Genomic DNA, 12,509 nt, shown 5'->3' with positions numbered 1-12,509 from the left:
TAACATCGACATGACGCAGGCAACGCAACCAACCAGCCGGCGCGAGCAGATCCTGCAGGCGCTCGCCCAGATGCTGGAGGAGGACAGCGGCAAACGCATCACCATTGCGGCGCTGGCGCGCCAGGTGGGGGTCTCAGAAGCCGCGCTGTACCGCCATTTCCCAAGCAAGGCCCGCATGTTCGAGGGCCTCATCGAATTCATCGAGGAGACGCTGTTCGAGCGTATCAGCCGCATTCTCGAGGACTTTCCCGAGGCCGTGCCGCGCTGCGGCCAGATCCTCACCCTGCTGCTGGCCTTTGCCGAAAAGAACCCGGGGCTTTCACGTCTGCTCGAAGGCGACGTGTTGACCGGGGAGACCGCTCGGCTCAGGCTGCGCATCCATCAGCTCTTCGAGCGCCTGGAAACCCAGCTCAAGCAGGTCCTGCGCGAAGCGGAGCTGCGCGAGCGCCGGCGTACCGTGCTGACGGTGTCGGCCACCGCCAATTTGCTGATTGCCATGGCCGAAGGGCGCATTTCCCAATACGTGCGCAGCGACTTCCAGCGCCGCCCCACCGAGCACTGGGACGACCAGTGGATACTGCTCTCGTCGCAACTGATGCGCACGCCGATCACGCAGAGCGCCTAGCCGCAGGCCCCCACGCAAAAGCCCCGGTTCGCTGAACCGGGGCTTTTGCGTATTGGCGATAGAGGCGTTCAGGCTGCCAGGGTGTCGCTCAACTGTTGGCGAATCTTCTTCATGGCGTTCTTCTCGAGCTGGCGAATGCGCTCGGCGGAAACGCCATAGACATCGGCCAGCTCGTGCAGCGTGGCCTTGTCGTCGGCCAGCCAGCGACGCTGGAGGATATCACGAGAGCGTTCGTCCAGCGCTTCGAGGGCCATCTGCAATCGACGGCTGGCGTCGTCTTCCCAGTCGCTGTCCTCCAGCTGGACGGCCGGGTCGGAACCGTCATCGTCCAGATAGTGGACCGGCGCCTGGTAGGGCGAGTCCTCTTCCTCGCTCGGGGATGCGTCGAAACCGGCGTCGTGAGCGGCGAGCCGCCCCTCCATCTCGCGTACCACCTCCGGCTTGACGTCGAGGTCGCGGGCGATGGCATCGACTTCGTCGTTGTTCAGCCAGGCCAGGCGCTTCTTGGCGCTGCGCAAGTTGAAGAACAGCTTGCGCTGGGCCTTGGTGGTGGCGATTTTCACGATGCGCCAGTTGCGCAGCACGAACTCATGAATCTCGGCCTTGATCCAGTGCACGGCGAAGGAAACCAGGCGCACGCCCTGGTTGGGATCGAAGCGCTTGACGGCCTTCATCAGGCCCACGTTGCCTTCCTGGATCAGGTCAGCCTGGGGCAGGCCATAGCCGGAGTAGCTGCGCGCAATGTGCACGACGAAGCGTAGATGCGACAGCACCAGACGACGCGCCGCCTCCAGATCGCCCTCATCGTGAAGTCGGAAGGCGAGCTCACGCTCTTCCTCGGCGGACAGCATGGGAATGCCGTTGACCGCCTGAATGTACCCGTTGAGATCATGCCCCGGCGAAAGCTGACCCACCGGCAGAAGACTAGTGCTCATTGCGGGTTGTCTCCTTGAAAAACCTGATACGCCTTACCAACCGCCTGATTAGACGAGCGATAACCGATAACGTTCCCTTCCTGACACAGCGTGGCAGGGGCGAGCGCAGCGTCGATCCGCGACAGGGCACACTTCCCGTTTCGACGCGCCACGCTTCCACGCGGCCTGATCTGGGCGCCTTAACGCGGCCGAACCTCCGCGAGATGGCGGCTCACGGCGATCCAGGCACCCAGCCAGCCCAATAGTGTACTGCACAACAGCAGCGTTGCCGAGCCCTCCGCACCCAGACGCGGCAGAGTGTAGTGGGCACCGTAGCTGGCCGCCAGCGCACTGACCGGCGAGGCCAGCCATTGGTTGCCGAGCCCCAGCAGTCCCCAGGCGAGCAGCCCGCCGCCGAGACCATACCAGGCCCCGCTGTAGAGGAAGGGGCGACGCACGAAGGCGTGGGTGGCACCGATCAGCATGACCACCTCGATCTCCTGGCGACGGCTCTCCACCGCCAGGCGTATGGTATTGCCCACTACCAGCAGCACGCCCAGGCCGAACAGCACGGCCAGGGCAAGGGCCAGATGCCGACCGAGCGCAGCCAGGTGGCGCAGGCGCTCGAGCCAGGCCAGGTCGAGGCGGGCCTCGTCGATGCCGGTCAGGCTTTCCAGCGAATCGGCCAGCTGGCGTACGGCCTCCGGGCTCGGATCGTCAGGCACCACCACAATGCTGGCCGGTAGCGGGTTCTCCTCGAGACGGCCCAAGGCATCGGCCAGGCCCAAAGCCTGCTGAAACTCGGCCATGCCCTCGGCGGCACTGATCAGCCGGGTGCGCTCCACTCCCTCATGGGCCGCCACCGCCTCGTCGATGCGCCCGGCCTGGGCCGCATCGACGTCGTGGGCCAGGTAGACGGTCAGGGTGGCACTTTCGTCGAGCTCGGCGTCGAGCAGGCGCGCGCTGTCCAGCGCCAGCCACAGCGCCGCCGGCAGTACCAGCGCAATGGCGATGGCCAGCATGGTCAGCAGGCTGCCGATGGGTGAGCGCAACAGTCGGCGGGCGCTGGCGAGGCACATCGCGCGATGGTGACGCAGCCAGCCGCGAAAACGGCTCGACGAGCGCGTTCGCTGGCTGCGGGCGCCGCGGGGCGGCGTGGCAGGCTTGCGGCTCACGCGGCCTCCTCGTCGGCGACGAGACGCCCGTCACGTAGGCGCAGTACACGGTGTCGCAGGCGGGCAATCAACGCCAGGTCGTGACTGGCAACCATCACTGTGGTGCCGATGCGGTTGAAATCCTCGAACAGCGCCATGATGTCGGCCGAGAGCTGCGGGTCGAGATTGCCGGTGGGCTCGTCGGCGAGCAGCAGCGAGGGCTTGTTGACCACCGCGCGGGCGATCCCGACCCGCTGCTGCTCCCCCCCCGACAGCTCGATAGGCAGCGCACGCTCGCGATGCAGGAGCCCCACCTTGTCCAGCGCCGCTCGAACCCGCCGGGCGGTCTCGCGCGGATCGACGCCGCGGATCTCGAGCGGCAGCGCCACGTTATCAAAGATGGAACGATCGAAAAGCAGCTGGTGGTCCTGGAACACGACACCGATCTGGCGCCGATAGAACGGCACTTGGCTGGGATGCAGGCGACCGATATCGTGTCCCGCCACCAGTACACGCCCGCGGGTCGGCCGTTCCAACAGCATGATCAGGCGCAGCAGCGAACTCTTGCCGGCGCCGGAATGGCCGGTGAGAAAGACCATTTCACCACGCTGCACGCGGAAATCGATATTGGCCAACGCCTCGAAACGTCCGCCGTAGCGCTTCCCCACATGCTCGAACAGGATCATGGCGCGGAGGCGGCTCCCTCGTCGCCCTGGTCGAAGAGCGCATCGACGAAGTCGCGGGCCTCGAAGGGACGCAGGTCATCGAGTCCTTCACCCACGCCGATGAAGCGGATCGGCGTACCCAGCTGCTTGGCCAGGGCAAAGATGATGCCTCCCTTTGCGGTGCCATCGAGCTTGGTCAGGGTGATGCCGGTGACCGGCACCGCCTCGTTGAAGGTATTGGCCTGGGAGAGCGCGTTCTGGCCGGTACCGGCGTCGAGCACCAGCATCACTTCATGGGGCGCGCTGTCGTCGAGCTTGCCCATTACCCGGTGTACCTTCTTGAGCTCCTCCATCAGGGGCCCCTTGTTGTGCAGGCGGCCGGCCGTGTCGGCGATCAGCACGTCGATGCCCCGCGCCTTGGCGGCGGCTACCGCATCGTAGATCACCGAGGCGCTGTCGGCACCGGTGTGCTGGGCAATGACCGGTACGCTGTTGCGCTCGCCCCACACCTTGAGCTGCTCCACCGCGGCGGCACGAAAGGTATCACCGGCGGCCAGCATCACGCTGCGCCCCTCGCGCTGGAAGCGTTGGGCCAGCTTGCCGATGGTAGTGGTCTTGCCCACCCCGTTGACGCCCACCACCAGGATCACGAAAGGCCCTTCGCCCTTGGCCGGCAGTACCAGCGGCTTGGCCACGGTGTCGAGCATGGCGGCGAGCTCGTCCTGCAAGGCGCGATAGAGCGCTTGCGGCTCCTTTAGCTCCTTGCGCGAGACACGCTCCGTGAGGCGATCGATGATATCGGTGGTCGCTTCGATGCCGACGTCGGCCATTAGCAGCTGGGTTTCGAGATCCTCGATCAGCTCGTCGTCGATCTGCTTCTTGCCCAGGAAGAGCCCGGCAATCCCTTCGGTGAGATTGGCGCGGGTCTTGCCCAGACCGGAGCGGATGCGGGCGAACCAGCCCTTCTTCTCGGCGACCGGCTTCTCCTGCAACGGCGTGCGAGCGGGTTCCGATCCGGATTCCGGTGTCGATTCGGGTTCCACGCCAAGTTCGGGCGCGGGTTCGGCCTGCGGCTCGGATGCCAGCGATTCCTCGCGCAGTACCGCGTTCTCTTCTTCCCGATCAACCTCGTCGAATGCCTCGGCCTGCTCACGCGCCTCGTCGGCTGCCGGCCCGGCCATGGCGCGCTCCTCGGGGCGCGGTGCATCGACGACGTCGGGCTCGGCGGGAGCCTCGCCCCGGCCGGCCGGCCCCTCCGTGGCCTCGGGCTCCGAGGCCTCCTTTTCAGGCCGCTCCTTGCCAGCGCCCTCCTCTTCGGACGTTGCCGGGTCGCGTTCCTTGTGCTCGTCCTGCTGCTCTTCCTGCTTCTTGCGCTTGAAAAAACCGAACATGGGGGGATTCAGCCTCACGGGTGAATGATCGCTACATCCTAACACCGCGCATCATGACTGTGGATAAGAGGGCAGGTACAATTCGAGCGCATGACACGTCGCCGCCCCTCCTCCCGTTCGCGCTCCCGCCCCGGCACCCGCTCGCCCCAGGCCAGCGGCCGCTTGCGCATCATCGGTGGTGAGTTCCGTCGCCGGCTGCTGCCGGTGCTCGACAGCCCCGGCCTGCGCCCTACGCCCGATCGGGTTCGCGAAACCCTGTTCAACTGGCTGGCCATGGCCACGCCGGGTGCCCGGGTGCTGGACCTGTTCGCCGGCACGGGCGCCCTGGGCCTTGAGGCGCTCTCTCGTGGCGCCGCCACGGCGCTATTTGTCGAGCGAGACGGCCAGGCCGCCAATGCGTTGGCGGACAATCTCCGCCTTCTGGGTGCCGACGGGCGTGGCCGGGTACTCAGATCCGATGCCCTGGCCTTCCTTGACGACCCGGCCGATAATGCGGCCTTCAGCCTGGCCTTCCTCGACCCCCCCTTCCGCCAAGGCCTGGCCGAGCCCTGCTGCGAACGGCTGGAGAGGGGCTGGCTGACGCAGGACGCCTGGATCTATGTGGAAACCGAAACGGGGCTCGAACTTGGCGTTCCCACCACCTGGGCGCTGCACCGTGAGGTCAGGGCCGGTGACAGCACCGGCCGGCTCTTTCGACGCCTAGGTTGACGCCGGGCGTCGCCGTTCGGCTACGCTTGCCCGGTCGCGCCCCTCGGCGTTACGCTGCGCAACGGATGCAGTGCGGGCAGGTGCCCGCCCCGGCAGGATGTCATTTCAGGAGAACACCATGAGCACCGAACTCTTCAACCGGCTCGAACAGAAAGTGGCCAGTGCCGTCGAGGCCCTGGAGCTGCTGAAGATGGAGGCCGAGGAACTGCGCGAGGAAAACAGCCGGCTGAAGCAGGAGCGCGAGGAGTGGGAGCGCCGCCTGACCGCCCTGTTGGGCAAGTTCGACGATGTCGACACCGAGAGAGGCTGAGCCCGGGCGCGCACCGACACGCCTCGGCCAAGCCTAAGGGAAGCGCGGAAACATTTCCTAAAGCCGGCGCGACATCAGAATGGCATCCTCCCGGTTAGCGTCGGCCTTGTCCCCCAGCGGCGGATAGTAACCCCGCCGACGCCCATCCTCGCTGAACCCTGCCCGGCGATAGAGACCCAAGGCCGGCGCATTGCCCGCCCTCACCTCGAGCAGCAAGCGCTCGCTGCCCCATTGCCGACAGTGATCCACCACCGCCGTCAGCAGCGCCGCGGCCACACCGCGTCGACGCAAGGCGGGAGCCACCAGCATGGCCTGCAGCTCGGCCTCGAAAGGCAGCCTGGCCACCACGGCATGACCCACGAGCTCACCCGCCACTTCGGCGCCGAGGATGCAGCCATCTTCATCGCTCAGCACGGCCGCGAGCTGGCCAGGCGACCAGGGGCGCGGCTGGTCGTGTTCCAACGCCACCAGGCGCTCCTGATCGGCGGCCCCTAGCCGGCGTATGACAGGATCAATCATCGGCACCGCCGTCATGCACCGACCAGGCCCGACGCCATTCCAGCAGGGCGGGCCACAGCGCACGCTTGGCCTTGCTACTCTGCGCCAGCTCTGCCAGGTCGGGACCCTGCCAGCCAGGCAACCCGAGCAGCCCGACCTGCCCCTCGCGCATCTCGAGCAGCCGCTCCAGGGTGGCATCCCGGCCGAATACCAGCACGCGTTCCGGCGTCCAGCCGCGCCGCCGCGTCCCTTCGACGAAGGCTTGCAAGCCTTGGCGCGCCTCTTCCAACGGTGCCTCGACCGGCAGGTTCTCCATCGGTGGCCAGCGAAACGCCTCGAAAGCCAGCGCCGACTCAATGTCGATCGCCGCTGCCTTGAGCAGATTGCCGAGCAACTGCTGCTGGAGAGCGTCCGGCGGGTTCTCCTGCGGCACGACCACCAGCCAGCGCCCACCTAGACACGCCACCTGAAGGACAAAGCGCAGCGGCTCCTGAGCCGGCCTCTCCGCCTCGGAGGGCACCTCTTCGCTCGCCGGGAGCGCCGTCTCCTCGACGGGAGGCTCGATACCCAGCAGCTGACGGGCACGCCTGGGGGTGGACGAACGTGGCGGCTCCGTGACGGGTGCCGTGGGCGTCGCCTGGCGTGCGGCGGTATCGGCCTCGTCCAGCAGGGCCTGCAAGCGTTCTGCGGGAGGCGAAGCCGCAGGGCGCTCGGGCAGTTCCCATTCGCAGGCTTCGGACGGTCGCGCATGGGGCAACCGGTAGCGTGCCACCCAGGCGGTCAATCCCATCGCCTCCAGATACTGAAGGCGCTGCGGCTCGGTGGTCACGCGCCGGCGCCCCGACAGTTGGGGGAGTCGGGCCGGGCTTCGCCGCGGGCCGCCCACTCCTGAGGGGTATAGAGATGCAGGGCCAGGGCGTGCACCGGCCCGGCCAGCTCGTCGGCAAGCAGCGCATAGAGGCGCTGATGTCGCTTCACCGGCATCAGTCCCTGAAAGTGCTCGGATACCACCGTGACCTTGAAGTGCGTCTCGGAGTTGGCGGGTACGGCATGTCGATGACTCTCGTTCTCCACCGCCACGTGGGTGGGCTCGAGGGCCTGCAGCTTCTCTTCGATGACGGCCTGGATGCTCATGAGGGCTCCTCGATCATGGATGTGACGTCATTGTACTCGCTTGTTCGGCGACTGCACCTGGGCCACCTTATCGGCAACTTCACTTGTCGGGGCGGTTTCGGCCAGCGGCATTCGCGCCAGACTGGCGGCAAGCGCCAGCAGGCAAGCCACGCATCCGGCCCACAGCGTGGCCTGCACCGGTGCATCGGCGGCCAGGAAGGCGCCGACCAGCGCCACGCCGAGCGACTGCCCCACGGTGCGCGTGGTACTGAGCACACCCGAGGCACTGGTGCTGAGTTCGCGCGGTGCGCTGGTCATCATCTCGCGATTGTTGGGCGGCTGGAACAGCCCGAAACCGATACCGCACAGGGCCGTGCGCCAAAGGCTGTTCAGCACGCCGGTATCCTCGGGCAGCATGGCAAGCGAGGCGAGCCCCAGCATCAGCAGCACCAACCCCAGGCTCGCCATGAGGCTGGGGTTCACGCGATCGGCCAGGCGGCCGGCCATCGGGCCGACCAGCATGATGGCGAGCGGCCACGGGGTGAACAGCCAGGCGGTATGCAGCGGGGAAAAATGCATCTCCTGCTGGTAGAGGAACGATAGCGCGACGAAGGCGAGCCCCTGGCCGACGAAGGCAAGCCCCGAGGCGGAGACCGCCAGGCGAAAGCGCGGCACCTGAAACAGACGCGGCGGCAGGAGCGGATGGCTGGCCCGGCGCTGGCGCCGCAGGAACAGCCAGCCCGAGCCCACGCTGAGCGTCAGCCAGGCCAGCGCCTGCCACAGCGGCGCGCCGTGCCCCAGGACATCCATGGCCAGGAAGAAACTGCCCAGCATGACCACCGAGCCCAGGGCACCTCGGCCGTCGAAGCCGCCGCGACGCCCTTTCTCGTGGGGCAGCGCACGCCAGGCCAGCCACAGCGAGACGAGCCCCAGGGGCAGATGAAGGGCGAAAAGCCAGGGCCAACTGACCATCGAGAGTACCACTCCCCCCAGGGCAGGGCCGGCGGCGTAGCCACCGGCCACCACCAGGGCCGAAAGCCCCAGGGCGCTGCCTAGCAGCCGCGAAGGAAAGATTGACCGATAGAGCGAAGGTCCGATGGAGAGCGTCGCTGCCGCCCCCAGCCCCTGCAAGGCACGGAAGACCAGCAGCCACTCCAGGCTGCGCGACAGTGCCGCCCCCAGCGAGGCGACAACGAACAGCGCCAGCCCCGCTACGTAGAGCCGCCGCCGGCTAATCATCTCGCTGAAGGAGGCGCACACCAGCAGGAAGGCGGCACAGACGATCTGGAACAGGTTGGTGACCCAGACCGATCTGGCGGCGGACACTTCGAGATCGCGCGCGATGGAGGGCAGCGCGATGTTGACCATCGTGACGTCCACCACGGCCATCAGCGTCCCGAGAATCAGCGCCAGCACCGCCAGGCGTCGCTCGGGCCCCGGCAGGCCGTCGTCGCCGGGCCGGGTCGAAAAGAGTCGGCTCATGCGGTTTCCATCAAGGCAAGGTGCGTAACGAGAAAACCGGCCGCAGCCGGTTTCCATGTATTGCTTCGGACGAGACGGTCAATCCTGGTCGGTTTCCAGCAGCAGGGAATCGTCGACCTCGGAAATCTCCAGCGCCGTCTCGTCATCCAGATCGATCGCCAGGTAGCTGTGCTCGACCTGCAAGAAGCGCTGGAAGAGCGCCCAGTCCAGAGCTTCGGGCCACTGGCGCTCGTCCTCTTCCCAGGCGCGCAGCTCGGTCTCGAGGATCTCGAGGTAGCGCTCCCGCACGAAGGCTTCCAACGCCTCGGGCGTGTCCATCTCGGGAATCAGATAGACGGTACTTTCGCGTTCGACATCGGCCAGGGTGAGGTCGTCCTCCCCCATGGTGGGTTCCAGAGCGTTGATCCAGTCCACGAAATGCCGGGTCGGCCTGACGCTCAGGGCGGAGCGGTTGAGCAGTTTCATCGCGGTCTCCTCGACGTCGAAACGGTGATCATTATGGGTGCTAGCGCCGCCGCTTACCAATACTTCCGCCCTTCGGCGTGGCGCAGCCCGGGACTTTGCCGGAGACAGGCCCCGGAGCGCCGGACCGTCGATGAGGCGCTGTGAACCCATCTCTGGGAGCTACTTTTTCCCTCCATGACAAAAAGACATCCTCTTCGGCCTCCCTCCGACGCCCCTCCTCAGCCACCGCCCCCGGCGGAAGGAGGCGAGTCAAGGCCAGTCGCTCATGCTTCGCCCATTCCCGGAGCAACTACGCCTGGCCGAAGCCCAGCCCCATCACTCAACCTCGGGGCGCATGGCCGGGAACAGCAGTACATCCCGAATCGAGGCGCTATCGGTGAACAGCATGACCAGGCGGTCGATACCGATGCCCTCGCCCGCGGTGGGCGGCAGGCCGTACTCCAGCGCGCGCACGTAGTCGGCATCGTAGTACATCGCCTCGAGATCGCCGGCCTCCTTCTCCGCCGCCTGGGCGCGAAAGCGCTCGGCCTGGTCCTCGGCGTCGTTGAGCTCAGAGAAGCCGTTGGCGATCTCGCGCCCGCCGACGAAGAATTCGAAACGCTCGGTGACGAAGGGGTCGCTGTCCTTGCGCCGCGCCAGCGGGCTCACCTCGGTGGGGTAGTCGGTGATGAAGGTCGGATCCTTGAGCCGGTGCTCGACCGTCTTCTCGAAGATCTCGATCTGAATCTTGCCCAGACCCCAGCCATCCTTGACGTCGATATCCAGCCGCTCGGCAATCTGCCGCGCGGCGGACTCGTCGGCCAGCGCCTCGGCGTGAATATCCGGGTTGTATTCGAGAATCGACTCGAACACGCTGATACGCCTGAGCGGCTTACCGAAGTCGTACTCGTAGGTCTCGAGCACTTCGCCTTCGGCGTTGCGCACGGTGTTGACCACCGTGGTAGTCCCCAGCACCTGGCGAGCGACGGTACGCAGCATCTCCTCGGTGAGGTCCATCAGGTCATGATGGTTGGCATGTGCCTGGTAGAACTCGACCATGGTGAACTCGGGGTTGTGGCGCGTCGACAGACCCTCGTTGCGGAAGTTGCGGTTGATCTCGAAGACCTTCTCGAAGCCGCCCACCACCAGGCGCTTGAGGTAGAGCTCCGGCGCGATGCGCAGGTACATGTCGATGTCCAGCGCGTTGTGATGGGTAATGAAGGGGCGAGCGGTGGCACCGCCGGGAATCGGCTGCAGCATGGGGGTCTCGACCTCCATGAAGCCGCGCTCCTCGAAGAAGCGTCGCATGGCGCTGATCACCCCGGCGCGGATCTCGAACACCTTGCGCGAATCGGGGTTCATGATCAGGTCGACGTAGCGCTGGCGATAGCGCGCCTCCATGTCGGTCAGGCCGTGGAACTTGTCCGGCAGCGGGCGCAGGCTCTTGGTCAGCAGCTTGGCCTCCTCCATCATCACATAGAGGTCGCCCTTGCCCGACTTGTGCACCGGGCCGCGGGCGGCCACGATGTCGCCGATGTCCCAGCCCTTGATGTCCTCGAGCACCGCTTCCGGCAGCCCCTTCTTGTCGACATAGAGCTGGATCGTGCCGGAGGGGTCCTGGATCACCAGGAACGGGCCGCGCTTGCGCATGATGCGGCCGGCCACCGCCGCCGAACGATTCAGCGACTCCAGCTCCGCCTTGTCCTTCTCGCCCAGCTCGGCCATGAGCTCCGCGGCGAGGCTGTCGCGACGGAAGTCGTTGGGGAAAGCGCTGCCGCCGGTCTCGACGGCACGCTGCCGGCGCGCCGCCAGCTTGGCGCGGCGCTCGGCGATCAGGCGGTTCTCGTCGGTCTGGGGGCTGTCCGGGGAGGAGCTCTGGTTGGCCATGTCGCTACCTGTTGGGTCATCAGTTCGATGTTGGAATCGGTATCACACCGGGAGCTGCGGAACGACGCCGAGGCAAGGCGCCCCCGGATGAGACCGCGACTTTGCCGCGTGTCTCGAATCGAGGGGCTGCACCGAATCGGCGAACGCAGCAGGCTATAGGCCCTGTTTCAGGCTGGCTTCGATGAAGGCATCGAGATCGCCATCCAGCACCCGGTCGCAGTTGCTCGTCTGCACGCCGGTCCGCAGATCCTTGATGCGCTGGTCGTCGAGCACGTAGGAGCGGATCTGGCTGCCCCAGCCAATATCGGCCTTGGAGTCCTCCGCCTCCTGCTTGGCGGCGTTGCGCTTGTCCATCTCGTGTTCCCACAGCTTCGCCTTGAGCTGCTTCATGGCGAAGTCGCGGTTGGCGTGCTGGCTGCGCTGGCTCTGACAGGCCACCACGATGCCGGTGGGCTCGTGGGTGATACGCACCGCCGAATCGGTGGTGTTGACGTGCTGGCCACCGGCCCCGCTGGAGCGATAGGTGTCGACGCGCAGATCCGCCGGGTTGATCTCGACCTCGAAGCTGTCGTCGATCTCCGGCGACAGGAATACCGAGGCGAAGGAGGTGTGGCGACGGCCGCCCGAGTCGAACGGGCTCTTGCGCACCAGGCGGTGCACGCCGGTCTCGGTACGCAGCCAGCCGAAGGCGTGATCGCCCTGCACGTGGAGGGTCGCCGACTTGATGCCCGCCACCTCGCCGGCCGAAAGCTCGGTGATCTCGGCCTTGAAGCCGTGGTGTTCGCACCAGCGCAGGTACATGCGCAACAGCATGTTGGCCCAATCCTGGGCCTCGGTGCCGCCGGAGCCGGCCTGGATATCGAGGTAGGCGTTGTTGGCATCCATCTCGCCGGAGAACATGCGCCGGAACTCGAGCTTCGCCAGGCTCTCCTTGAGCCCGTCGAGCTCCTTGCGCACCTCGGCGACCGTATCCTCGTCCGCTTCCATCTCGGCCAGTTCGAGCAGGTCGCGGCTGTCCGCCAGGCCCTGGTCGAGTTCGTCGATGGTCTCGACGATGGCCTCGAGGGAAGCACGCTCCTTACCGAGCTTCTGAGCGTAGTCAGGGTCGTTCCATACGCCCGGGTCTTCCAGCTCTCGGGAGACTTCCTCTAGCCGATCCTTCTTTTCGGCATAGTCAAAGATACCCCCTCAGGACGTCTGTCCGCTCGGCCAGGTCCTTGATGGTGTTGTGGATGGGGTTGGTTTCCAGCATGGGCTCGCTCGCCTGAATCGCATGGGAAGACGGCTGCCGCAAGGCAGGCCGGGGCCGGCCTCGGCG

At 66.4% G+C, this 12,509-nt stretch carries 14 protein-coding genes; 3 read left to right on the top strand and 11 right to left on the bottom strand.

What is annotated here, in order from left to right; genetic code table 11:
* Positions 1 to 10: 10 nt before the first annotated feature.
* Positions 11 to 625, top strand: coding sequence for a nucleoid occlusion factor SlmA (slmA, locus tag ACOJCM_RS07320; RefSeq protein WP_445211408.1), 615 nt, complete (start codon positions 11 to 13; stop codon positions 623 to 625).
* Positions 626 to 693: 68 nt separating this feature from the next.
* Here the strand turns inward: slmA and rpoH are convergent, their stop codons facing one another.
* The 4 genes from rpoH to ftsY form a co-directional block, all read right to left on the bottom strand.
* Positions 694 to 1,560: an RNA polymerase sigma factor RpoH gene (rpoH, locus tag ACOJCM_RS07315; RefSeq protein WP_445211407.1), complete on the bottom strand. Its 867-nt coding sequence runs from the start codon at positions 1,558 to 1,560 to the stop codon at positions 694 to 696.
* A 179-nt stretch (positions 1,561 to 1,739) separates the two neighbouring features.
* Positions 1,740 to 2,714: a permease-like cell division protein FtsX gene (ftsX, locus tag ACOJCM_RS07310; RefSeq protein WP_445211406.1), complete on the bottom strand. Its 975-nt coding sequence runs from the start codon at positions 2,712 to 2,714 to the stop codon at positions 1,740 to 1,742.
* Positions 2,711 to 3,379 carry a cell division ATP-binding protein FtsE gene (gene ftsE / locus ACOJCM_RS07305; protein WP_445211405.1) on the bottom strand — a complete coding sequence of 223 codons (669 nt, stop codon included), beginning with the start codon at positions 3,377 to 3,379 and terminating at the stop codon, positions 2,711 to 2,713. The genes ftsX and ftsE overlap by 4 nt, the downstream gene beginning before the upstream one ends.
* Positions 3,376 to 4,749: a signal recognition particle-docking protein FtsY gene (gene ftsY, locus ACOJCM_RS07300; protein WP_445211404.1), complete on the bottom strand. Its 1,374-nt coding sequence runs from the start codon at positions 4,747 to 4,749 to the stop codon at positions 3,376 to 3,378. The genes ftsE and ftsY overlap by 4 nt, the downstream gene beginning before the upstream one ends.
* A gap of 90 nt (positions 4,750 to 4,839) precedes the next feature.
* Between ftsY and rsmD the strand changes: the two genes are divergently transcribed.
* Positions 4,840 to 5,457: a 16S rRNA (guanine(966)-N(2))-methyltransferase RsmD gene (gene rsmD, locus ACOJCM_RS07295; protein WP_445211403.1), complete on the top strand. Its 618-nt coding sequence runs from the start codon at positions 4,840 to 4,842 to the stop codon at positions 5,455 to 5,457.
* A gap of 118 nt (positions 5,458 to 5,575) precedes the next feature.
* Positions 5,576 to 5,767 (top strand): cell division protein ZapB, encoded by a 192-nt coding sequence (locus ACOJCM_RS07290; protein ID WP_445211402.1) that lies wholly within the window; start codon positions 5,576 to 5,578, stop codon positions 5,765 to 5,767.
* Positions 5,768 to 5,824: 57 nt separating this feature from the next.
* On the opposite strand, the gene rimI is transcribed toward ACOJCM_RS07290, so the two are convergent.
* From rimI to prfB, 7 genes are all read right to left on the bottom strand, one after another.
* A complete protein-coding gene (rimI, locus tag ACOJCM_RS07285) occupies positions 5,825 to 6,286 on the bottom strand; it encodes a ribosomal protein S18-alanine N-acetyltransferase (protein ID WP_445211401.1) in 462 nt (153 codons plus the stop codon).
* Complete coding sequence (locus tag ACOJCM_RS07280; protein WP_445211400.1) at positions 6,279 to 7,094, bottom strand: hypothetical protein; 816 nt, start codon at positions 7,092 to 7,094, stop codon at positions 6,279 to 6,281. The genes rimI and ACOJCM_RS07280 overlap by 8 nt, the downstream gene beginning before the upstream one ends.
* Positions 7,091 to 7,399: a BolA family protein gene (locus tag ACOJCM_RS07275; RefSeq protein WP_445211399.1), complete on the bottom strand. Its 309-nt coding sequence runs from the start codon at positions 7,397 to 7,399 to the stop codon at positions 7,091 to 7,093. The genes ACOJCM_RS07280 and ACOJCM_RS07275 overlap by 4 nt, the downstream gene beginning before the upstream one ends.
* 27 nt (positions 7,400 to 7,426) lie before the next feature.
* Positions 7,427 to 8,860, bottom strand: a complete 1,434-nt coding sequence (locus tag ACOJCM_RS07270; protein ID WP_445211398.1) for an MFS transporter — start codon at positions 8,858 to 8,860, stop codon at positions 7,427 to 7,429.
* 78 nt (positions 8,861 to 8,938) lie between these two features.
* Positions 8,939 to 9,325: a hypothetical protein gene (locus ACOJCM_RS07265; protein WP_197449449.1), complete on the bottom strand. Its 387-nt coding sequence runs from the start codon at positions 9,323 to 9,325 to the stop codon at positions 8,939 to 8,941.
* A gap of 315 nt (positions 9,326 to 9,640) precedes the next feature.
* Positions 9,641 to 11,191, bottom strand: coding sequence for a lysine--tRNA ligase (lysS, locus tag ACOJCM_RS07260; RefSeq protein WP_445211397.1), 1,551 nt, complete (start codon positions 11,189 to 11,191; stop codon positions 9,641 to 9,643).
* A 153-nt stretch (positions 11,192 to 11,344) separates the two neighbouring features.
* A protein-coding gene (prfB, locus tag ACOJCM_RS07255; protein ID WP_445211396.1) for a peptide chain release factor 2 occupies positions 11,345 to 12,443 on the bottom strand; the annotation gives its coding sequence in 2 pieces (ribosomal slippage) (positions 11,345 to 12,367 and positions 12,369 to 12,443; 1,098 coding nt in all).
* Between the last annotated feature and the right edge of the window lie 66 nt (positions 12,444 to 12,509).

The organism is Billgrantia hypersalina (genome assembly GCF_052584175.1).
This window is presented reverse-complemented; position numbering and strand designations above follow the sequence as displayed.

Coding starts and splice junctions, on each gene's coding strand:
- ftsY (WP_445211404.1), bottom strand. CDS start 4,749: ATGTTCGGTTTTTTCAAGCGCAAGAAGCAGGAAGAGCAGCAGGACGAG.
- rsmD (WP_445211403.1), top strand. CDS start 4,840: ATGACACGTCGCCGCCCCTCCTCCCGTTCGCGCTCCCGCCCCGGCACC.
- rimI (WP_445211401.1), bottom strand. CDS start 6,286: ATGATTGATCCTGTCATACGCCGGCTAGGGGCCGCCGATCAGGAGCGC.
- lysS (WP_445211397.1), bottom strand. CDS start 11,191: ATGGCCAACCAGAGCTCCTCCCCGGACAGCCCCCAGACCGACGAGAAC.
- ACOJCM_RS07270 (WP_445211398.1), bottom strand. CDS start 8,860: ATGAGCCGACTCTTTTCGACCCGGCCCGGCGACGACGGCCTGCCGGGG.
- ACOJCM_RS07265 (WP_197449449.1), bottom strand. CDS start 9,325: ATGAAACTGCTCAACCGCTCCGCCCTGAGCGTCAGGCCGACCCGGCAT.
- slmA (WP_445211408.1), top strand. CDS start 11: ATGACGCAGGCAACGCAACCAACCAGCCGGCGCGAGCAGATCCTGCAG.
- ACOJCM_RS07275 (WP_445211399.1), bottom strand. CDS start 7,399: ATGAGCATCCAGGCCGTCATCGAAGAGAAGCTGCAGGCCCTCGAGCCC.
- rpoH (WP_445211407.1), bottom strand. CDS start 1,560: ATGAGCACTAGTCTTCTGCCGGTGGGTCAGCTTTCGCCGGGGCATGAT.
- ftsE (WP_445211405.1), bottom strand. CDS start 3,379: ATGATCCTGTTCGAGCATGTGGGGAAGCGCTACGGCGGACGTTTCGAG.
- ACOJCM_RS07290 (WP_445211402.1), top strand. CDS start 5,576: ATGAGCACCGAACTCTTCAACCGGCTCGAACAGAAAGTGGCCAGTGCC.